At 70.9% G+C, this 19,946-nt stretch carries 18 protein-coding genes; 13 read left to right on the plus strand and 5 right to left on the minus strand.

The features are described from left to right. Nucleotides 1–3: 3 nt before the first annotated feature. The 3 genes from ABZX37_RS34095 to ABZX37_RS34105 form a co-directional block, all read right to left on the minus strand. On the minus strand, nt 4–1,065 hold the full coding sequence (locus ABZX37_RS34095; RefSeq protein ID WP_354746618.1) for a DNA polymerase IV: 1,062 nt from the start codon (nt 1,063–1,065) through the stop codon (nt 4–6). Between the two features lie 357 nt (nt 1,066–1,422). Then, nucleotides 1,423–1,692 carry a DUF3040 domain-containing protein gene (locus tag ABZX37_RS34100; protein WP_354746620.1) on the minus strand — a complete coding sequence of 90 codons (270 nt, stop codon included), beginning with the start codon at nt 1,690–1,692 and terminating at the stop codon, nt 1,423–1,425. 158 nt (nt 1,693–1,850) lie between these two features. Further along, nucleotides 1,851–2,630, minus strand: a complete 780-nt coding sequence (locus tag ABZX37_RS34105) for a right-handed parallel beta-helix repeat-containing protein (protein ID WP_354746622.1) — start codon at nt 2,628–2,630, stop codon at nt 1,851–1,853. A gap of 152 nt (nt 2,631–2,782) precedes the next feature. Between ABZX37_RS34105 and ABZX37_RS34110 the strand changes: the two genes are divergently transcribed. From ABZX37_RS34110 to ABZX37_RS34120, 3 genes are all read left to right on the plus strand, one after another. After that, nucleotides 2,783–4,570 (plus strand): serine/threonine-protein kinase, encoded by a 1,788-nt coding sequence (locus ABZX37_RS34110; protein WP_354746624.1) that lies wholly within the window; start codon nt 2,783–2,785, stop codon nt 4,568–4,570. Further along, on the plus strand, nt 4,567–5,388 hold the full coding sequence (locus ABZX37_RS34115; RefSeq protein ID WP_354746626.1) for an FHA domain-containing protein: 822 nt from the start codon (nt 4,567–4,569) through the stop codon (nt 5,386–5,388). Before ABZX37_RS34110 ends, ABZX37_RS34115 begins: the two co-directional genes overlap by 4 nt. 106 nt (nt 5,389–5,494) lie before the next feature. Further along, a complete protein-coding gene (locus ABZX37_RS34120; protein WP_354746628.1) occupies nt 5,495–6,226 on the plus strand; it encodes an FHA domain-containing protein in 732 nt (243 codons plus the stop codon). Here ABZX37_RS34120 and ABZX37_RS34125 read toward each other — a convergent pair. Then, nucleotides 6,223–7,371 (minus strand): epoxide hydrolase family protein, encoded by a 1,149-nt coding sequence (locus tag ABZX37_RS34125; protein ID WP_354746629.1) that lies wholly within the window; start codon nt 7,369–7,371, stop codon nt 6,223–6,225. The genes ABZX37_RS34120 and ABZX37_RS34125 overlap by 4 nt on opposite strands. Nucleotides 7,372–7,470: 99 nt before the next feature. On the opposite strand from ABZX37_RS34125, the gene ribA reads away from it, so the two are divergent. Beyond that, nucleotides 7,471–8,106, plus strand: coding sequence for a GTP cyclohydrolase II (gene ribA, locus ABZX37_RS34130; protein ID WP_354746631.1), 636 nt, complete (start codon nt 7,471–7,473; stop codon nt 8,104–8,106). A gap of 93 nt (nt 8,107–8,199) precedes the next feature. On the opposite strand, the gene ABZX37_RS34135 is transcribed toward ribA, so the two are convergent. Beyond that, nucleotides 8,200–11,292: a discoidin domain-containing protein gene (locus ABZX37_RS34135; protein ID WP_354746633.1), complete on the minus strand. Its 3,093-nt coding sequence runs from the start codon at nt 11,290–11,292 to the stop codon at nt 8,200–8,202. 499 nt (nt 11,293–11,791) lie between these two features. On the opposite strand from ABZX37_RS34135, the gene ABZX37_RS34140 reads away from it, so the two are divergent. The 9 genes from ABZX37_RS34140 (at nt 11,792) to ABZX37_RS34180 (ending at nt 19,940) form a co-directional block, all read left to right on the plus strand. Beyond that, the gene (locus tag ABZX37_RS34140; RefSeq protein ID WP_354746635.1) at nt 11,792–12,115 is read left to right on the plus strand and encodes a hypothetical protein; all 324 of its coding nucleotides are present in this window, start codon (nt 11,792–11,794) and stop codon (nt 12,113–12,115) included. Nucleotides 12,116–12,189: 74 nt separating this feature from the next. Next, a complete protein-coding gene (locus ABZX37_RS34145; RefSeq protein ID WP_354746637.1) occupies nt 12,190–12,708 on the plus strand; it encodes a hypothetical protein in 519 nt (172 codons plus the stop codon). A 297-nt stretch (nt 12,709–13,005) separates the two neighbouring features. Then, the gene (locus ABZX37_RS34150) at nt 13,006–13,770 is read left to right on the plus strand and encodes a sulfite exporter TauE/SafE family protein (protein ID WP_354746639.1); all 765 of its coding nucleotides are present in this window, start codon (nt 13,006–13,008) and stop codon (nt 13,768–13,770) included. Between the two features lie 105 nt (nt 13,771–13,875). Further along, nucleotides 13,876–16,128, plus strand: a complete 2,253-nt coding sequence (locus tag ABZX37_RS34155) for a xanthine dehydrogenase family protein molybdopterin-binding subunit (RefSeq protein ID WP_354746641.1) — start codon at nt 13,876–13,878, stop codon at nt 16,126–16,128. Between the two features lies 1 nt (nt 16,129). Then, nucleotides 16,130–16,606 carry a (2Fe-2S)-binding protein gene (locus ABZX37_RS34160; protein WP_354746643.1) on the plus strand — a complete coding sequence of 159 codons (477 nt, stop codon included), beginning with the start codon at nt 16,130–16,132 and terminating at the stop codon, nt 16,604–16,606. After that, nucleotides 16,603–17,418, plus strand: coding sequence for a xanthine dehydrogenase family protein subunit M (locus ABZX37_RS34165; protein ID WP_354746645.1), 816 nt, complete (start codon nt 16,603–16,605; stop codon nt 17,416–17,418). Before ABZX37_RS34160 ends, ABZX37_RS34165 begins: the two co-directional genes overlap by 4 nt. Nucleotides 17,419–17,547: 129 nt before the next feature. Then, the gene (locus ABZX37_RS34170) at nt 17,548–18,234 is read left to right on the plus strand and encodes a flavin reductase family protein (protein WP_354746647.1); all 687 of its coding nucleotides are present in this window, start codon (nt 17,548–17,550) and stop codon (nt 18,232–18,234) included. A 372-nt stretch (nt 18,235–18,606) separates the two neighbouring features. After that, nucleotides 18,607–19,458, plus strand: coding sequence for an ESX secretion-associated protein EspG (locus tag ABZX37_RS34175; protein ID WP_354746649.1), 852 nt, complete (start codon nt 18,607–18,609; stop codon nt 19,456–19,458). 47 nt (nt 19,459–19,505) lie between these two features. After that, nucleotides 19,506–19,940: a hypothetical protein gene (locus tag ABZX37_RS34180; RefSeq protein ID WP_354746651.1), complete on the plus strand. Its 435-nt coding sequence runs from the start codon at nt 19,506–19,508 to the stop codon at nt 19,938–19,940. Nucleotides 19,941–19,946: the final 6 nt, after the last annotated feature.

Raw genomic sequence — 19,946 nt, forward strand, 5'->3', positions numbered from 1 at the left:
CTGTCAAGCGCGCGGGAACTCCGCCCGGACGCCGAGCAGCCGCACTGGTTTGCCGAAACTGAAGCGCCCCAACAGTTCCTGGGCAGCCGCCGCGAGCTCCGCCGGATCCGAGGTCGGTGCGGGCAGCGTCACGCTGTGCGTGTGCGTGAGGAACGGCGCGAACCGCACCTTGACCGCGACGCGCGCGGCAGGACGCCCTTCGTCGGCGACGTCCTGCGCGACGCGGGCGGCGAGGGTCGCGGTCTCCCGCGCGATGGCCCCGGGGTCGGTGAGATCTTGCTGGAATGTTGTTTCCCTGCTTCGGGAACGCGCGACGTACGGGGTCGCGCTGACCTCGGTGTCACCGATGCCGCCGGCCAGCAGGCGGTACCACGGGCCCAGCTTCGGCCCGAACCTCGCGGCAAGCGCGTCCGGGTCGGCGGCGGCGAGGTCGAGAATGGTGGAGTACCCGGCCTCGGCGAGCTTCTTCGCGGTTTTCTGGCCGATTCCCCACAACGCGTCCGTGGGCCTTTCCGCCATCACATCCCACCAGTTTTCCTGGGTGAGCCGGTAAATTCCAGCCGGTTTCGCGAAACCGGTGGCAAGCTTGGCGCGGAGTTTGTTGTCGCCGATTCCGACCGAGGACGAGAGCCCGGTTTCCTCCTCGACGCCGCGCCGGATTTCCGCCGCGAGCGCTTCGGGATCGTCGGCGGTCGCGCCGAGGAACGCCTCGTCCCAGCCGAGCACCTCGACGACCGCCGGGAACTCCCGCAGCCGCGCCATGACGCGGTCGGAGACTTCCTGGTAGGCCGGGGCGTCGACGGGGAGGAGGACGGCGTCCGGACAGCGTTTGACGGCCAGCCGCAGCGGCATGCCGGAGTCGACGCCGAACTCGCGCGCCTCGTAAGACGCGGTGGCCACGACGGCGCGCTCGGCCGGATCGCCGTTCCCGCCGACGATCACCGGCCGCCCTCGCAGTTCCGGCCGCCGCGCCACCTCGACGGCGGCGATGAACTGGTCGAGGTCGACATGCAGCACCCACTCGGACACGAGACCAGTGTGCGGTGCGCGGGGTGGGCGGCGCATCCGGAAATGGCGGGGGTGCGTCGGCGGGCTGGTCGGCGAGGCAGGGTCGGAGCGGTCGGGTCGGGCTCCGGCTCGGTGCTTGCGGGGACGGTTTGCGGCGGGAGGTCGGAGGTGGACGGTGCGGTGGCGACGCGGCGTTCTTGCCCGGGCGGCCGAGCTGAGCGCGATCTGGCCTGGCGTTGTGCTGGAGTGAGCGCCTTTCGGCCGGATGTCGGAGCTTGTCGTTTCCAGCCTGGCCAGGAACTGTCGCCAACCCGGCTCGCTGCCGGGTGCCGCATCATTGCGCTGCAGTCCAGGTTGGACGCGGGCCAGCCCGAGCCGCAACCGCCCGTAACTCCGGCGGAAAGCGGTAGCCAGTCACCCGCGGTCGCGGCACCCGGCGACGTGCGCCGCCACCCCACCTGCCGCCGCGAACAGGGAGCACACTGTCAGCACTGGGCTCGCCCCGACCAGACCGGCCACCAGCAGACCGCACGCGGCGACGTCCAGCAGGATCGCGAACGCGGTCAGCAGCGCGGCGGAGCGGGCCGGTTTGCCGCGGCGCAGGGCGGCGGCCAGTTCCGGGTCGCTGGTTTCGAACCAGTGCTCGATCTTGTCCAGCTCGACGCGTTCGTGGTGACTGAGCATGGAAGTCTCCTTCGGCGGCCCGCCTGCCGTCCCGGAGGAAGTACCCGCCCCGTCGCGTCGTGAACCGCGTCACCTTCGATTCACCCGACTGCCCGAACCCGGCGTGAATTCGGGCAGTCCCAGTCACGGTGCGCTGTCGGCCGGACCGTCCACATAGGTCACGGAGCGCAAGCGGGCTCCGGGCCGACGTAGCCCTCGCGCGAGGAGTCGTCGATGCCGACCTCGCACGGGATCGACGGGTCCACGCGGTTGCCCTCGACGCGGGCGCCGGTCGAGTGGATCGCCAAGCCGATCGCGTGGTCCGGGCCCGCGGCGAAGGTGTTGCCGGTGATGGTGGCCTGCTGGACGTCCTCGAACATCAGCGTCTGCGAAGCGACGAGCGTCTCGCAAAAATTGTCCTTGACGAGGAAATCGGTGGTGTGGCCTTTTCCGTCGCCCTGGCCGTCGTTCGGGCCTTCCGCCATCAGGCACATGTTGTCGATTTTCTCGCAGCGGTTTCCTTCGATCCGGATGTGATTGCTCGGCGGGCTGTCGCTGGAAAAAGTTTGCATGCAGTCGGCGTGCGCGCCGTCGCGGTTCGCTGTCTTGCTGATCGTGTTGTGCTCGATGGCGATGTAGTCGCCGAAGAACCGGATCCCGTCGCCGTCGCCGCCGTGCGGGGCGGTGATCCTGGTGTTCTTCAGGGTCACGTGATTGCCGCGGATCTCCACGCCGGGCGCGGACGGTTCGTCGAGGACGAAGCCGTCGAGGACGACCCAATCGGCGTCGACGTCGATGCCGGATACGGATTTCGCACCGCCGGTGTACACCCGCGGCTGATTCGGCGTGCCGCCCGCGGTGATGTGCAGGCGGGACTCGGCGGCGTGGGCGACCGGGGCGAAAACAGCCGCCAGGACAGCAGCGGCGGCCAGGACGAGGGTGCGGGTGGGGGCGCGCATCGGAACTCCTTCGATCGCGCGGACGGGGACGTCGGCGAAGGTAGGGCGCGGCGGCGGGAGGGGTCCCGGGCCGCCTTCTGCCGACGGAGGCGATGCAGTATCGTTACTGCGAGTTACCTCACAGGGGTCGGACCACGCCGAGGGGAGCGTCGGTGGACGCGGACCAGCTGATCGCGGACCGGTACCGGCTGCTGGAGCGGGTGGGCAGCGGCGGCATGGGCGTCGTCTGGCGGGCCCACGACGACCGGCTCGGCCGCGAGGTGGCACTCAAACAGGCCCGGCTGTCCGACGTGGTGAGCGGACGGACGCTGCGCCGCGAAGCCCGGCTGGCGGCCGGGGTGCTGCACCCGAACGTGGTCACCTTCTTCGACGTCGCGGCCGACGGCGACGAACTGTGGCTCGTGATGGAGTACGTCCCGTCGCGCAGCCTCGCGGAAATCCTCGCCGCGGAGGGAAGACTGCCCGCGCGCATGGTCGCCGAAATCGGCGTGCAGCTCTCGGCGGCGCTCGGCGCGGTCCACGCGCACGGCATCGTGCACCGCGACGTCAAGCCGGGCAACGTCCTGATCGCCTCGGACGGCCGCGCCAAGCTCACCGACTTCGGCATCTCCCGCTCGGTCCGCACGGACGAGACGGTGACCGATTCGCCGCTCATCGGCGGCACGCCGGACTACCTGGCCCCGGAGGTCGCGCAAGGGCATGCGCCCACCGCGGCGTCGGATGTTTTTTCCTTGGGGGCAACGCTTTTCGCGGCCGTCGAGGGCAAGGCGCCGTTCTCGGGCGGCAACGAGTACGCCACGATCCGCCGGGTCGCCGAGGGGACGGTCCCGCCGACGCGGCACGCGGACGGGCTCGCGCCGACGCTGGAACGGCTGATGCGGCTCGACCCCGCCGAGCGGCCGACCGCGGTGGCGGCGGGGGAGCTGCTGGCCGAGGGGATCGACACCCTGCCGGTCGAGGTGCCGCCGCGCCGCGGCAAGCGGCGCGGGCTGCTGATCGCCGGGGTGGCCGTCGTGGCGGTCGCGGTCGTGGTCACCACGTATTTCGTGACGCGCCCGGCGAAAACCTCCCCGCCGGACGCCCCGGTGGCGCAGGCGAAGCTCGGGCTCGGCCCCGACCCGCGGGCCGCGGATCCGTGCCGGGTGGTCGATCCCGCGCCGCTGAAACCGTTCGGCGAACCGGAAGTCGTCCCGGACTACGGGAACTTCAACCGCTGCGACGTGATCCTGCACCAGGGCGACCTGAAGGCGGACGTCCTGGCGGAGCTGCACGATCCGCCGGCCGCGGCGCTGGAGGGCGCGCAGTCGAAGTCCGGGCCGTTCACGGTGTTCGCCGCCTCGGACAAGGACCAGTGCGTGCGGCAGATTCCGCTGCAGGACCGGTTCGTGGTGCAAGTGACGGCCAAGAAGCAGGACGACGCCTACAAGCTCGACCTTTGCCAGGCTGCCGACACCGCGGTCGCTTCGGCCACGAAAGCCATGACGGCGGCCGGGGTTCCGGCGCGCGCGGCGGCGTTCCCGGCGGGTTCGCTGGCGTACGTGGACGCGTGCTCGCTGCTGGACACGCTCGCGATCTCCGCCGCGGCCGGGGTCGTCGCGCCGGTCCGGATCGAGCGCGGTTTCAGCGGCTGGTGGTGCGACTGGACGAGCCCGGCGAGCGACCGTTCGGTCACCGTCATGTTCGACCGGGACCAGCCGCCGGACAGCACGACCGGCCAGCTCGTGCAGATCGGCGGACACGACGCGTATCTCAAGACCAACGATTTCGCCGACGGCAGCTGCCAGGCGGTCCTCGTCTACCGTCGCTACACCGACGCGCACGGGGAACCCAGGGTGGAACGGCTGCGGGTCGTGGTGAAGGGCGGCGGGCCGCCGGAACGGCTGTGCGCGCCGGCGTCCACCTTGGCCGGTTCGCTGGCCGGAAAGCTGCCGAAGACATGACCGCGTTTCCCGCACCGCCGGAAGAGCTGGGCCCGGACCACGGCAGTCTCGCGCACGGCGTCCCGCCTTCGCCGCCCGGCACGATTTTCGCGCTCGCCGTCACCGGCGGCGTGCGGATGCCGCCGCGCGACGGCAGGCAGGTGCTGTTCGGGCGCAACCGCGACGACGTGCACGTGTGCGTCGGCGAGGACGACCGGAAAGTCAGCAGGCAGCAGGGATTCCTGGTGCGCCGCGGGGATTCCTGGTGGATCCACAACACCGGGAAGCTGCCGATCCGGCTGCCCGGTTCGCGGCTGCTGTTCCCGGAGGAGGAACCGGTGCCGCTGGCCGAGGGCTACACCGCGGCGTTCGTGCGCGGTTCGGCCGGACGCGAGCATCTGCTGGAGGTGTACGTCGCGGGCGCGGACGGCCGCCGCCCGGATTCGCGGCCGCAGGACGTCACCGAACCGCCGCGGATGTGGCGGCTCACCCCGGACGAACGGCTCGTCCTGGTTTCGCTGGCGCAGCGGTATCTGCTGCAGGACCAGTATCCGCAGCCGCTCGCGTGGCGGCAGGTGGCGGAACAATTGTCCGAGCTGAAGCCGGAAGCGCGCTGGAGCGGCAAGCGCGTCGAACACCTCGTCGGCGCGGTGCGCGCCCGTCTGGCGCGGGCCGGGGTGGCCGGGCTGACCAGGGAAGAGGTCGGCGAGCCGGTCGGGAACGCGTTGAACGACAACCTGATCAAGGAACTCCTGCTGTCGACGTCGCTGGTCCCGCCGGACCTGGCGCTGCTCGAACCCGAGGACGATCCGGGAGGGGTCCCGGCTCCTCCTGGTTGACTCGCGGGGCGCGGCGGATCCGGCCCCGCGCCCCCGGCGGGCCGTCGCGGTCGCCCGGCCGGGGTCGGCAGCGGCTCCGCGGGGGGTGTCCGTGGCAGGGGAGGCGATGCGGACGCTGCCCGCGGGACACCCGAGCCTCGCGCTCGGGTTCGCGTCGCCGCCGGGCACGCTGGTGGTGCTGGGACGCGCGGGGGGAGTCCTGGTGCCGCCGGCGGCGCGCGGGCCGGTCACGTTCGGGCGGAACACCGCGGAGGTGACGGTGCCGCTCGGCGAGGACGACCGGCGGGTCAGCCGCTGTCACGGCGTGCTGGAGCGGCTCGCGGGCCGGTGGTGGGTGCGGGCGACCGGCAAGGTCCCGCTGCGGCTGCCGCGGTCGCGGTTGCTGTTCGCCGGAGCCGCGCCGGTCCCGCTGCCGCCTGGCTATCTCCCGGTGTACGCGCGGGGTTCGGGGGACCGCGAGCACGTGCTGGAGGTGCGGATCGCCGACGGGACGCCGACGCCGACCCCGGCCGGGCGGCTGCGGCCGGACGAACGGCTCGTGCTCGCGATGGTCGCGCGGGGGTTCCTGCGGCGGGAGGAACGGCCGCGTCCGGTGCCGGTTTCGCTGGCGGCGCGCCGGTTGTCGATGCTGGATCCCGATGGCGGCTGGACTGCTGAAGTCGTGGCGGCGGTGCTGGATTCGGTGCGGTTCCGGTTCCGGCCGGGGTCCGCGGACGACGATCTGGTGGCGGCGCTGGTTTCGGCAGCGGTGCTGGTTCCGCCGGATCTGGCGTTGCTGTCGCCTGCGTTGCCGCCGGTGGGGGCGGACGAGTGGATGCCGTCTACCTGGGGCAGCTAAGCGGTCCGGAACGGACGGAAGAAGTCCCGCAGTTCCTGCGCGTACAACTCGGGTTCCTCGAACGGCGCGAAATGCCCGCCGCGCGCCGGTTCGGTGACCCGGACCGTGTTCGCCGTCCGGTCGAGCCACGCACGCGGCGTGCGGACGAGATCAGCCGGGAACAGCGAGAATCCCGACGGCACTTCGACCCGCCGGGCGTACTGCTCGGGCGGGATCGCGGCGTTGGCCCGGTACATCCGCATGGCTGAGCCGATGGTGTCGGTGAGCCAGTAGATGGTGATGTTGGTGAGAATCTCGTCCTTGGTGAAGGCGCGCTCGACATCTCCATCGCAGTCGCTCCAGGCGCGGAGCTTCTCCACGATCCACGCGGCCAGCCCGGCGGGCGAATCGGTCAACCCCACAGCGGCGGTCTGCGGTTTGGTCCGGTGCATCGCGGCGTACGCACCCTCGGTCGCGCCCCAGGCCGTGACGTCTTGGAGCCATTCGCGCTCCTCGGGCGTCACGTCGTCCGGGACGACCACGGGCAGTCCGCCGTCCATCCGGTGCACGGCCACGACCCGGTCCGGGTGGTCGAGGGCGAGGAAGCGGCTGACGCCACTGCCGATGTCGCCGCCCGCCGCGGCGAAGCGCGGGTAGCCGAGCACGGTCATCAGCTCGGCCCACAATCCGGCGACGGCGATCGAATCGGGTGCCGGGCCGGTGGGACAGTCGGAATAGCCGTAGCCGGGCATGTCCGGGACGACGACGTCGAACGCGTCCGCCGGGTCGCCGCCGTGCGCGCCGGGGTCGGTGAGCAGCGGGATGACCTTCGAATAGCGCCAGAACGAGTCCGGCCAGCCGTGGGTCAGCACGAGCGGCAGCACCGGGCCGCGCGGCGCGACCGCGCGGGCGTGCACGAAGTGGATCCGCGATTCGCCGAGCCGGACGCGGTAGCGGGGCAGCTGCGCGAGCGCGGCCTCCTGCTTCGCCCAGTCGAACTCGTCCGCCCAATAGGTGATCAGTTCGCGCAGGTAGCCGACGTCGGCGCCGAGCGCCCAGCCGTCCTCCGGGGCGTCCGGCCAGCGGGTCGTGTGCAGGCGGGCGCGCAGGTCGCGGAGCTGCGCGGGATCGGTTTCGGGGACGAACAATTCCGGGCGGTCGGCCATGCCCGCGAGCCTACGTGATCTCGGCCGCACTCCGGGAACGCGTTTCTGTCGGTGGTTCTGGGTAGGGTCGGAATCGTTCAGGGGGAAAGGAGTTGCCCGATGACGACTGTTCCACAGGTGCGCACCCGCGTGCGGATCCCGCTGCGGTTCGGCGACGGACCGGCGGTGCCCTCGGAGGCGGTCACGTTCACGGGGCTGTCCGACGGGCTCGAGCACCTTGCCTTCGTGCTGGGGAAACCCGGTCCGGTGCCGTTGGTGCGGCTGCATTCGGAGTGCCTCACCGGCGACGTGTTCGGATCCGCGCGCTGCGATTGCGGCCCGCAGCTGGAGGAGGCGGTCGCGCGGATTTCCGAGGTCGGCGGGTACTTGCTCTACCTGCGGCAGGAAGGCCGCGGAATCGGGCTGTACAACAAGCTCGACGCGTACGCGTTGCAGGATTCCGGTTTGGACACCTACGCGGCTAATGCCGCGCTCGGCTTGCCGGAAGACGCGCGCGACTACACCGCCGCCGCGCAAATGCTCACCGTGTTCGGCGTTCAGCGGCTGGATCTGCTGTCGAACAACCCGGACAAGGCCGCGCAGCTGGCCCGGCACGGCCTCGCCGTGCGCGAACAGCTCCGTACCGGGGTTTTCGCGAACGAGAACAACGTCCGGTATCTGCGGGCGAAAGCCGAGCAGTCCGGGCACACGCTCGCGTTGCCGTTCGAGGACTGGTCGGCTAGTTCGGCGGTGTGAGGGCGGGGATGCGGATGGCTAGGTATCGGATCGGTTTGGCGGGTGCGATGGAGACGGTGCGCTTTCGGTCGGGACGGGCAGCTTCGGTGTAGGTCACGCCGTTGGCGGTGTGAGGGCGGAGACGCGGGTGAGGTTGGCGTCTCCTGGCCGCCAGTCCAGGGTGCGGATGGCTAGGAATCGGACCGGTTTGGTGAGTGCGACGGAGACGGTGCGTTTTCGGTCAGGGCGGGCTGTCTCGGTGTAGGTCACGCCGTCGGTACTGGTCTCGACGACGGTGGCGGGGATTCGTCCAGCCGTCCAGGCGAGTTCGGCGGTCGCGATCGGCAGCGGTGCGCCGAGGTCCACCACCAACCGGCCGCCGGGGCCGGGTTGCCAGGCTGTCGCCGGGTTGTCGTCGACGGCGGCGTCCGGGCTGGTCATCCCGGGCGGCAGCGGTTCGGCCGGGAAAGTCACGGCTCCGAGCGCGCGGTCGTTCAGCGGGTACGGCCGCGTTCCGGCGAAGACGACGGGCACGGTGTGGCGCGGCGGCAGGGCGACTGTGCGCGGACGGCCGCCCGTCGGGGTCACGGTCACGACTGTCGGGAGCAGCCCCGGCGGTGCGGTCAGATCCACGCGGCTGGCGTCGTGTACGACGGCGGTCAAGCCGGGCGGTACGGCGGTGCCGGACATGCCGCGCACGGTGAAGCGGGGCGGTTCGATCCGGCCTTCGGCAGCAGCCAGTTCGTAGCTGAACGAACTGCCGGACGCGGTGACTTTCTGCGCGCCTCGGTACAGCAGCAGCGCGGTGCGATCCTGTGGCAGCGCGGCCGTTCCGGACACGGCGGTGGCGGAAAGGTTTGCCAGCACTAGGAAATCGTCCGTGACGCTCGCGTGGATTCCGGTTGCGGTGGCGCGGGCCCGTTGAGCGAGCTTCGGCAGGTTCGCGCGGCCGGGATACAGCTCGGCCAGCAGCGGCGCGGGCGGACCGGCGGAAAGCGTGACGTGGTCGCTCGTGACGGTGAGCGGATTCGGGCTGGTGACGACGATCCCGGCCCGGCCGTCGATGTCGAGCCAGCCGCCGGTGCTGTGCAGCGCGGGCGTCGGGTAGATCGCGACTGGGGTCCACGTGGCACCGTCGGACGAGGTTTCGATCCGGTACTTCCGTCCAGCGGCGGCCTCCCAGCTCAGGCGCACACTGCTGAACCGTTGCGGTGTCCCGAGATCGACGGCCAGCCAGCTGTCCGCGCGCGGGCGGTCCGATGTGGACACTGCCCAGCGCGTCGCGGAGTTGCCGTCGGTGGCGTACTTCGCCTCCTTGCCCGGCGCGGCTGACGACGCGGACGCAGTTCTGGTCAGGGCGAGGTCCGGCCCGTCGCCGTCGTGGATTTCGAACGACCAGAGCGAGTAGCCGTACTGCGGATCCGGCTGTACGCCAAGCATCCGTACGTGCCGTGCGGTCACCGGAGCGAAGCCCAATTCATCAGTGCGGGCACCGGTCGACCCGGACTGCGCCGGGAGCGTCACGGAACCCTCGGCGGCGGTGTAGGTGCGGTCGCCGTCGAGGCCGGGAACGCCTGGCATGGCAAGGTTGTAGACGTTGAGCACGCCTTCATCCGCCGCGACACCAGTGCTGGCGTAGACCGCGGCACCGGTGGGAAGAGTGGCGAGCGCGGCGTACCCGGTGTCGAACCGCAGGACGCCGACGGTGCCGTCGAATCCGTCGCGGACCTTCCGATACGTCGTGGCATGGCGTTCGCGCACGGCGATGTTCGTGGCGGGCAGCAGCATCGGGTTCGCTCCGCCGAGCACGAACAGCCAGTCGTCGTGGTTCGGCTGCCAGGCGAATTTCACGAAACCGGGTTTGCTGACGGTCGCGGCCCACGCGGCGGGGGAGCGGTGTGCCAGCAGCCCCGGCCCGGTGCCGAAATCGGCGGCGCGAACGGCGTGGGCGTCGAATTCTTCCTTGCGCACCGCACTGGTCGGGCCTCCGTGATCGGCGCGCCATTCGTGCAGCAGATAGCTGATGGCGAGTTCGGCGCGGGCTTCCGGTTCGTACTTGGGTTCGCCGGAGAACTTCGTGATCCGGTCGACCGGCGGGTACGCCTGGTACGGCTCCAGCCGCGCGGCCAGCTGGGACTCGGCGTAGGCGGCGTAGCGGTCGCCGAGCACCTGGGCGCGGAAAGCGAGCGGGATGACGTCGCGGCCGTAGAGGTGTTCGCGGTCGGCGACCATCGGCATCAATGGTTCGCCCGCGTCGCTGGTCATCAGGAGCATGGTGCGCCACAGCAGTTCGCCGTTGGGCTGCGCGGTGAGCACCTCCGGCAGCGGGACGCCGGCGACGAGGAAGTGCATCGCGTTGCGGCCGGACGTGCGCCAGAGTTCTTCCTGGTAGTGCGGGCCGAACGAGCCGTGGTTCTCGACGAGGAACGTGTCGTACAGATTGGTGGCGGTGTTGTCGCTGACCGGTTTTCCGTCGACCAGCCGGGGATTCGCCAGATCAGCTGCGGGCAGGCCGCCCTCGTTGCGGCTCCAGGAACCGAACGCCGCGCGCCATTCGGGAGCGCGCGGATCGTTCGGCGCCCAGGCAAGCGCCGGGGCGAGCGACTGCGCGTAAACGCCCATCTCTTCGAGCTTCGTGTCGCCGACGTAGCCGCCGCGCAGGCCATTGGGCGTCCAGTCGCCGGAGGCGGGGTCGTTGCCGGTGCCGAGGCTGGTCGTGTAGGCGGCCTGTTCGGTGGCGATGCGCTCGACGTTCCGTTGCGTCGCGGCGTCCAGCTCTGTCCACAAGAGACGGACGGCGAGCTGGAAGTAGGACTGGAAAGTGGTGTCGAAGAACAGTTTTCGGCCCCACTCGGTGCCGCCGGTGAGCCGGTTCGAAGCGGCGAAGTGCTTGATGGTGGCGAGAGTGTGCGCACGGAGAGTTTCGCGGTCGACCCCGGCGATGGCGGCGTCGTAACCGTCGCGGGTGAGCAGGAGGGCGTTGCCGAGGACGACCGCGAAGGTGAAGTCGCGGGCGGGGTAGATCCCGGCCGCCCGGTCGAACTGCTGCTCGGCCCAGCGGGTGTGCCGGAGGAGGACCCGCAGGTACGTCGCAGCGACGGGATCCGGCGCGGACCGGGGCACCGCTCGCGCTGTCCCCGAGGTCAGGAGGAGCGCGGCGCCAGCACCCGCGAGACCGAGCGCCTGCCGCCGGGTGAACCCGTCCATCCCGCGTCCTCCAGGGTCGCTGACAACCTTGTCAACGCGGATTCTCTGCGGCGGCCGAGCACCCGGGCAACCCTCCGGGTCGATCCCGTCCGGTTTCGGACAACGGCGGACGAGATTGTATAACGCCCTATACGGCCCGGCGGGGTAGCGCGGACCCGGATGGCTGTGACTGCGTTGATCGCCGGACTGGCCGAAGGAATCGTCACTGACGAGGTCCTGGGGCATGTCCGCCGCGGCGGCGGAACTTGTCGTCGGAGGGCGGCCGGGAACAGTCGGCCCGCGCGGGCAGGACAGGCGAACGGAGTCCGATGCGATTGCGCACTGTCGACACGTGCTTGTAATTTGATCGCGCCGGTCGGCAGGAGTTCGTTGACGGAAATTGTCGGCGACTTTGCGCGGCGAGGACATCGAGCCGAGTCGGGCCATGCTGGTCTCGCATGAACTGTGAGCGCGGAACTTCCCGGCTCAATGCGATAAAAGCAACGAAAGGATCTGTTCAGTGCGGAACAATTTTCGACCAGGGCGAAGACGGCTGCTTTTCGTGCGGCAGGCGGCGGCCGGCGTCGTGTCGTTTCTGGTGTTCTCCTTGTTGCAGTTCGGCGCCGCCGACGCCGCGCCCGCCGGAAGCACGGCCCCGGCCGCGGACACGGACCAGCCCCCTCAAGTCGGGCCGTCCTTCATCTTCACCACAACCGACGACTGCCAGACCGTGCTAGCCAAGATCAAGAACCACGAGTTCGGCTCGCAGGGCGAGGTCGCCTGCATCGTCCGGGCAACGGCAGACACGCCGCCCGCCGGCGGAACAATTCCGGGCCCCTCGTGACGCACGGAAAGCTGGGTTCGCGAAACGCGGTGCGAGAGCACCGACGCTTGTCTAGCCGAGGCCAGGAGGAACGCATGAGCAAGCCGGTGCGGACAGCGACCGCTGAGCTGTACGTGGACTACGGGCACTTCTCCGTCACGGACTACGGCGCGGAGGTCCCCGGGCTGGGCCCTGCCTACGCCAACGGTCTCGTCGGGGTGGATTCCGGCGGAGCGTCCGTCCTCACCGGCACCGCGACGGGCAGGGTCACCGTGACCTTGGACGTGCTCGACGCCGAACCTGGTTCGGTCGAACTCGACGGCTGGGACGAGGTCTCCGAGGTGTCGCTGGAGAGCGAAGAGGGATTCCTCCTCGTCCACAACATGATGGACGGCCCGCCGCGGGAACTTGACGAACTGGCCTACGTGGGACCTGGCACCTACCGGGTGCGGGTGCACGCCCGCGGCCGCGACATCGCCCCCCACTCGCGCGCCGACACCCCCAACGAGCACTACCTGATCTCGGTATGGCCCGCACCGGAAACACCGGCGACCGTTCACAAACAGACCGACCGGTACGGGCACGAAGTCCGGGCCCGAGAGACAGGGCAGTGACCTTTCGCCACGCACGCTGAACCAGCGAGACGCGCCGATACGAGCGCGGACCGGCCACCGAACGGCAAAGCGCCAGGCGAATGCCGCCGACGGGTAGCCCGGGAACCTGGACCGTGATGGCTGGCCGCGCACTCGGCACGCTGCTGGCGCTGGCAGCATGGGGGCAATCCGGCTCCGCGCCGAGCGCTCGGCACCCAAGGGATGCAGGGTCAGAGCCGCACAGGGACAACTATCGGCTGCGGTCACCATGGCGTCCCCCGCCGGAAGACGCCCAGACCGCCGTGTTGAGATGACAACGTGATCACTGGCCCCGGCGGATTCCTGCTTCTCGTGCTGGCCGGGGTCGGGGCCGGGCTGACCGGCGCGACCGCGGGCCTCGCGTCGCTGGTGTCGTACCCGGCGCTGCTGGCCGCCGGGCTGCCGCCGGTCGTCGCGAACATGACCAACACGGTGGCAATGCTGGGCACGACCGCAGGGGCCGCCGTCGGCGCCCGCCCGGAGCTGAAGGGCCAACGTCGCCAGCTGCTGCCGTTGTGCCTGATCACCACGGCGGGCGGGGCGTGCGGCGGGCTTGTGCTGCTCGTCAGCTCGCCGGACGCGTTCACCGTCGTCGTGCCGTGGCTGATCGGCGGCGCGTCGGTCGTGCTGATGGCCGGTCCGCGGCTGCGGCGGATGGCCGAGCACCGCGAACACCGCGGGATCGGCCCGCTCACCGGGATCGCCGCGTTCCTGGTCGGCGTGTACGGCGGGTACTTCGGGGCGGCGGCCGGGGTGCTGATGCTCGCGCTGCTGACGACGGTGTGGAGCCAGTCGCTGGCGCGCACGAACGCGGCGAAGAACATCGCCACCGGCACCGCGAACCTGATCGCCGCGCTGGTCTTCGCGTTCACCGGCAAGGTCTACTGGCCCGCGGCGATCGCAGTGTGCCTCGGTTCGGTGGCTGGGTCGTGGCTGGGCTCGGTGCTGGTGCGTTATCTGCCCGCGACGCCGTTGCGGATCGCGATCGGCTTGGGAGGTCTTTCGTTGGCGGCGGTGTTGGCTTGGCAGGCTTACTCGGGTTGAGCCGGGTCGCTCCCGCACCGCGGCTTCGGCGCGACAAACCAATGGAGACTGACGCGCAGCCGCACGAACGGGCATAGTCGGCGGAGTACCCGAGCAGGAGGACAGATGAGCATTGTCGGCACCCGGGTGGTGCGCGTCGAGGACGAGAAGCTGATCACCGCGGGCGGAACGTACGTCGACGACCTCAAGGAAGAAGCGCTCGCCGGTGCCGTGCACGCGGTTTTCGTGCGCAGCCCGATCGCGCACGCGCGCATCGCCGGGATCGATGTGGAGGAAGCCCGCACCGCGCCGGGCGTCGTCGGCGTTTACACGGCGGCGGACCTCGACATCGGACCGGGCAAGGCCGGGCCGGTCGCGGAGCCGTTTCTGGCCAAGGACGTCGTGCGGTACGTCGGCGAGCCGGTCGCGCTGGTGCTCACCGAGGAGCGGTACCAGCTCGCCGACGCGGCCGAACTGGTCGATGTGGACTACGACCCGCTCGAAGCGGTCGCGGATTTCGACACCGCGCTCGCCGGGGAGACGCTGGTGTTCCCGGACCACGGCAGCAACGTGGTCCACTCGAACGGCCCGGAGGAGTTCGACGATTCGGTGTTCGAGGGCTGCGAAGTCGTCGTCACCGAGGACATCCTCAACCAGCGCGTTGCCCCGGCTCCGGTCGAGCCGCGCGGCGCGTCCGTCGCGTGGGGCGAGGACGGCCGGGTCACGCTGTGGCTTTCCACGCAGAACGCGCAGATCGGCCGCAGCATCGTGGCCGGCGGGCTCGGCATCGGCGAGGACCGGGTACGGGTCATCGCGCCGGACGTCGGCGGCGGGTTCGGCGCGAAGATCGGCGCGGATCCGGAAGCGGTGCTGCTCGCCTGGGCGTCGCGGCGCGCCGGTCGCGCGGTGCGGTGGGCCGAGTCGCGCAGCGAGAACCTCACCTCGATGACGCACGGCCGAGCGCAGCGCAACACCGTGACCATCGGCGGCAAGCGCGACGGAACCGTGCTGGCGTACCGGCTCGACGTCCTCCAGGACACCGGCGCGTACCCGCGGGCGCTGTTCCTGCCGACGCTCACCGAGATGATGGCCCCGGGCGTCTACCGCTTCCCGGTGGTGCAGACGCGCAGCCGCGGCGTGGTCACCACGACGACGCCGATCGCGGCCTACCGCGGCGCGGGCCGTCCGGAGGCGACCGCCGCGGTGGAGCGCGCGATCGATCTGTTCGCCGCGGAAATCGGGATGGACCCCGCCGACGTCCGGCGGGTCAACTTCATCCGGCCCGAGGAATTCCCTTATCAGACACCGACCGGCGGCTCCTACGACACCGGCGAGTACGCCGCGGCGCTCGACAAGGTGCTCGACGCGGCGGGATACGCGCGGCTGCGCGAGGAACAGCGGAAGCGCCGCGAGGCCGGGGACCCGGTGGCGCTGGGGCTCGGCATCGCCTCCTACGTGGAGATCACCGGCGGCGACGCGGCGGGCGAGAGCGGGCGGGTCGACGTGCACCCGGACGGTTCGGTCACCGCGTGGACCGGCAGTTCCCCGCACGGGCAGGGGCTCGGGACGTCGCTGGCGATGCTGCTGTCGGACCAGTTGGGCGTGCCGATGGACAAGATCACCGTGCGGCACGGCGACACCGACGAGGTCCCGCGCGCGATCGGCACGTTCGGCTCGCGGTCGCTGCAGCTCGGCGGTTCGGCGATCCGGCAGGCGGCCGAGGAGGTCGTGGCGCAGGCCCGTCAGGTCGCCGCCGAACTGCTCGAAGCCGCGCCGGACGACCTGGAGCTGGACGTCGAACGCGGCGTCTGGCAGGTCCGCGGCGCGCCGTCCAGCACGACGCTCGACTGGGCCAGGGTCGCCGCCGAGGCGGAAGGCTTCACCGCCGACGTCTGGTTCGGCGACGGCGCCCCGACGTTCCCGTTCGGCGCGCACCTCGCGGTCGTCGAGGTGGACACCGAGACCGGCAAGGTCGAGGTGCGCCGGCTGGTCGCGCTCGACGACGCGGGCCCGATCGTGAACCCGCTGACCTTCCGCGGCCAGCGGCACGGCGGACTCGGCCAGGGCATCGCGCAGGCGCTGCTCGAGGTGATGAGCTACGACGCGGACGGCAACCCGACCACGGCGACGCTGGCCGACTACTCGTTCGTCACCGCGCCCGAGCTGCCCGATTTCGAACTTGTGGACATGGAGACGCCGACGACCCGGAACCTGCTGGGGGTCAAGGGAATCGGCGAGGCGGCGACCATCGGGTCGACGCCGGCGGTGCACAACGCGGTGGTGGACGCGCTCGCCCACCTCGGCGTGGCGCACTTGGACATGCCGACGACCCCGCTGCGGGTCTGGACGGCCTTGAACGACGCTAGGAAGGCGAACTGACGTGCGGGTCTCGATCGAGGTGAACGGGAAGACGGTCGACGGGGAGGTGCCCGACCGCACCCTGCTCGTGCACTACCTGCGGGACACCGCGGGCCTCACCGGCACGAACATCGGCTGCGACACCACGTCCTGCGGGGCGTGCACGGTGCTGCTCGACGGCGAATCGGTGAAATCCTGCACGGTGCTCGCCGCGCAGGCGGACGGGCACGAAGTGACCACTGTGGAGGGTCTGGCGTCCGGATCGGGCACCGAGGGCCTGCACCCGGTGCAGCGCGCGTTCCGCGAGCAGCACGGCCTGCAGTGCGGGTTCTGCACGCCCGGCATGATGATGGCGACGGTGTCGCTGCTGAAGGAAAACCCGAAGCCGACCCGCGACGAGGCCCGTGCGGCGCTGGAGGGCAACCTCTGCCGGTGCACCGGGTACCACAACATCGTCAGCGCCGTCATCGACGCGTCCGGGCAGGAGGTGGCGCAGTGATCCCGGCTGGGTTCGCCTACCGGCGTGCGTCCACTGTGGACGAGGCGCTCGCGCTGCTCGCCGAGCACGGCGAGGACGCGAAACTGCTCGCGGGCGGGCATTCGCTGCTGCCGTTGATGAAGCTCCGGTTCGCCGCGCCGGAGGTCGTGGTGGACATCGCGCCGCTGCGGGAGCTGAAGTTCGTCCGGACCGAGGGCGACGAGGTGGTGATCGGGGCGTTGTCCCGCTACCACGACCTCCAGCACGACCCGGTGCTCGCCGAGCACGCGCCGCTGCTCGCGCACGTGTCCGGGTCGGTCGGCGACCCGCAGGTGCGCCATCGCGGGACGATCGGCGGGTCGCTGGTGCACGCCGACTCGGCGGCCGACCTGCCCGCCGCGGTCCTCGCGGCGGACGGGACGCTCGTCGCGCGCGGGCCGCGGGGGGAGCGGCGGATCCCGGCCGCGGAGTTCTTCCTCGGGCCGTTCACGACGCCGCTGGAACCGGACGAGCTGCTCACCGAGATCCGGCTGCCCAGCCAGGCCGGACTTGGCTGGGGCTTCGAGAAGTTCACCCGGCGGGCCATCGACTGGGCGATCGTCGGCGTGGCGGTCGCGGGACGTTCGGTCGGCCTGATCAACATGGGCGGCACGCCGCTGCGGGCGTCGGCCACCGAACGCGCGCTGGCCGACGGGGCCACCGCGGCGGAGGCGGCGGAACTGGCCGCGGAGGGCACTTCGCCTCCGGAAGAACCGCACGCCACGGCCGAGTACCGGCAGCACCTCGCCCGAGTCCTCACCGGACGGGCCCTTGCCGCCGCTGGCGTCGCCTAGCTGTCCGTGAAGGACTCCTCGAGGGAATCAGATTCCCTCGAGGAGTCCTTCACGGCTTTTCCCCGCCGGTGACAGCGACGGCTGATTTCCGCCAGCGACGCACGGGCGGCGGTAGCCAGACTGGGCGCTGTGAACACGACTTTTCCTACGCACACGGCGATCGAGCCCGGAATCCTGTACTTCGGCACCCCGGTGGTGCTGATCTCGACGTCCAATGAGGACGGTTCGGCGAACCTGGCCCCGATGTCGTCGGCGTTCTGGCTCGGCTGGCGCGCGATGCTCGGCCTCGGCGCCCGGTCCAAGACCGCGCTCAACCTCCTGCGCACGCGCGAAGGCGTGCTGAACCTGCCGTCCTCGGCGATGGCCGCCGCGGTCGACCGGCTCGCGCTGACCACCGGATCCGATCCGGTCCCGCCGCGCAAGGAGGAGCGCGGCTACTTCCACGTCGCGGACAAGTTCGGCCGCGCGGGGCTCACGCCGGTGCCGTCCGAGACCGTGGCGCCGCCCCGGGTCGCCGAATGCCCGGTCGCGATGGAGGTCGTGCTGGAGTCCGTGCATCCGTTCGCCGAGGACGACGAGGCCCAGCGCGGCGGCACCGTCGGCCTGGAGGTGCGCGTGCAGCGGGTGTTCGTGCACGACGACATCCGGCTGCCGGGCGCCGACGACCACGTCGACCCGGACGCGTGGCGGCCGCTGATCATGAGCTTCCAGAAGCTGTACGGGCTCGGGCCGCAGGTGCACGAGTCGACGCTGGCGCGGATCCCGGAGCGGATGTACCGCTCTCCGGACATCGAGCGGGCGCGCGGCGTCTCCTGACGCCGTGTCCACTGTGGAGCAACCAACCGGCGAAACGACGGCGAAGGGCAGAAGAACAACTCGGTAAAACCGGGCACGGCAACGGGCCGCCGCGATGCGCGGCGGCCTTTTGTCAGCTTTCTCGCATCAAGGAATTTCCGCCGCTTCCGGGCCGCGCGTCAAGCGGCGCGCGCGGCGAAACCGCAGGTCGTGTCTGTTCGGACACGGCCCTCGGTACATTGGGGCAGCAGTCCCCGTGGTGATCACCCGCCCCCGCCGGACTGATAGTCTTTCCCCATTGCGAATCCCAGGCACGGCAACGCAATTCGGCGTCACTCACACGGGTGTCGAGGCAGTCGTGCCCGACCCGGCTGTGGGAAGGATGCCCTCGGGATGGCGGACAGGTTCGAGTTCGTTCTCGACGTCGTCGAAGCTTTGGTGGTCGGGGAGGCGACCGGCGGGAACATCCGCCAGTTCCCGCTCCGGATCGGCACTGTGCCGGCGGAACCGGAGCGGTACGTGCGGATCGCGAAGATCGTCAACGACGCGATCGAGGAGCGCAGGCTCTCCAGCGGCGACGAGCTGAGCCCGTACGTGCGCACCGCCTTCGAGCTGCTCGCGAAGCCGCGGGTCTCGGTCGCGGTCAGCGGGATCGACGGCCTCGGCGCGGACATCGCGGTGGTCGCGCTCAGCGACGGCAGGCAGGCGCTCGGGATCACGCAGGACCCGAAGACCGACAAGCTGCTGTTCTCGCTCTTCGACGACGAGGAACTCGTCGAGGTGATCGCCGGGGTGCTGCCCCAGGCGCGCCCGGCCAGCACCGGCGCGCACACGATCCGGCAGGCGGCCTCGCAGGAGGTGTCGGCGATGACCGCGCGCCGCCGGGCCGAGGCGGCCGAGGACGAGGAAGAGACCGACGCGTTCGGGATGATCGAGGTCAGCGGGCGCGTGCAGCCGCGCCGCCCGGACCCGCGGGTCTCCCGCCCCGCGCCCGGCGGGGTCGAGGTGCTCGAACGCGTGCTGGCGCAGCCGCGACTCGGCGGCGGGCACATCGCGGTGAGCGGCTGGGGCCGGCACGGCGAGCGGCGCGGCGGCGACCCGATCGGCTGGCTCGACACCGCCGACGGCCGCTACCTGATCAAATCCACCGTCAGCGAGGCGGGCGACTTGACCGCGGAATACGTGCCCGCCGGGCACCGCGAGCTCAAGCGCGCCGTGCAGCAGGCGGTTTCCGCGGTTTACTGACTATTCCACTGCAAGCGGCGACAGTTCACGAGGAGAACGAGGTCCCGATGACCGACGAGGCACCGATGGCGATGGAAGCGAGGATGGCCCCCGTGGCCCCGGTGGGCTTCTCGCTGCCCGCGCGCCAGCTGAAGACGCTGGCCGAGCGCGGATCGTTCGCGGTGGACGACAGCACCGGCGACAAGATGATCGCCGCGCTCCAGGGCGTGCTCGACGCACTGGAGGCGCACGTGCAGCTGATCGAGAAGATCGCCGGGGTCCCGGCGATGTCGAAGAGCCCGGCCGGGATGTTCGTCAGCAAGCACATGGCCGAGACCGCGCGCGACCAGCAGGGCCTGGTCACCCAGCTGCAGGCGGCGCACAAGGAGTTCCCGACCTACGTCGAGGCGATCAAGCTCGCGAAGAAGAACTACAAGGAGCGCGAGCACAGCTCCAGGGAAACCTTCGAGCGCATCCACCGCACCGCGCAAGAGCAGGGCTGAAGGGGA

The sequence above is a fragment of the Amycolatopsis sp. NPDC004079 genome, from assembly GCF_040610415.1.
Classification (GTDB): Bacteria; Actinomycetota; Actinomycetes; order Mycobacteriales; family Pseudonocardiaceae; genus Amycolatopsis; species Amycolatopsis halotolerans.

What these genes read in the sequence shown, in the direction of transcription:
- ABZX37_RS34095 (WP_354746618.1), bottom strand. Translation starts at nt 1,065, where the DNA reads ATGCGCCGCCCACCCCGCGCACCGCACACTGGTCTCGTGTCCGAGTGG.
- ABZX37_RS34100 (WP_354746620.1), bottom strand. Translation starts at nt 1,692, where the DNA reads ATGCTCAGTCACCACGAACGCGTCGAGCTGGACAAGATCGAGCACTGG.
- ABZX37_RS34145 (WP_354746637.1), top strand. Translation starts at nt 12,190, where the DNA reads ATGAGCAAGCCGGTGCGGACAGCGACCGCTGAGCTGTACGTGGACTAC.
- ABZX37_RS34180 (WP_354746651.1), top strand. Translation starts at nt 19,506, where the DNA reads ATGACCGACGAGGCACCGATGGCGATGGAAGCGAGGATGGCCCCCGTG.
- ABZX37_RS34105 (WP_354746622.1), bottom strand. Translation starts at nt 2,630, where the DNA reads ATGCGCGCCCCCACCCGCACCCTCGTCCTGGCCGCCGCTGCTGTCCTG.
- ABZX37_RS34135 (WP_354746633.1), bottom strand. Translation starts at nt 11,292, where the DNA reads ATGGACGGGTTCACCCGGCGGCAGGCGCTCGGTCTCGCGGGTGCTGGC.
- ABZX37_RS34175 (WP_354746649.1), top strand. Translation starts at nt 18,607, where the DNA reads ATGGCGGACAGGTTCGAGTTCGTTCTCGACGTCGTCGAAGCTTTGGTG.
- ABZX37_RS34155 (WP_354746641.1), top strand. Translation starts at nt 13,876, where the DNA reads ATGAGCATTGTCGGCACCCGGGTGGTGCGCGTCGAGGACGAGAAGCTG.
- ribA (WP_354746631.1), top strand. Translation starts at nt 7,471, where the DNA reads ATGACGACTGTTCCACAGGTGCGCACCCGCGTGCGGATCCCGCTGCGG.
- ABZX37_RS34120 (WP_354746628.1), top strand. Translation starts at nt 5,495, where the DNA reads ATGCGGACGCTGCCCGCGGGACACCCGAGCCTCGCGCTCGGGTTCGCG.
- ABZX37_RS34125 (WP_354746629.1), bottom strand. Translation starts at nt 7,371, where the DNA reads ATGGCCGACCGCCCGGAATTGTTCGTCCCCGAAACCGATCCCGCGCAG.
- ABZX37_RS34115 (WP_354746626.1), top strand. Translation starts at nt 4,567, where the DNA reads ATGACCGCGTTTCCCGCACCGCCGGAAGAGCTGGGCCCGGACCACGGC.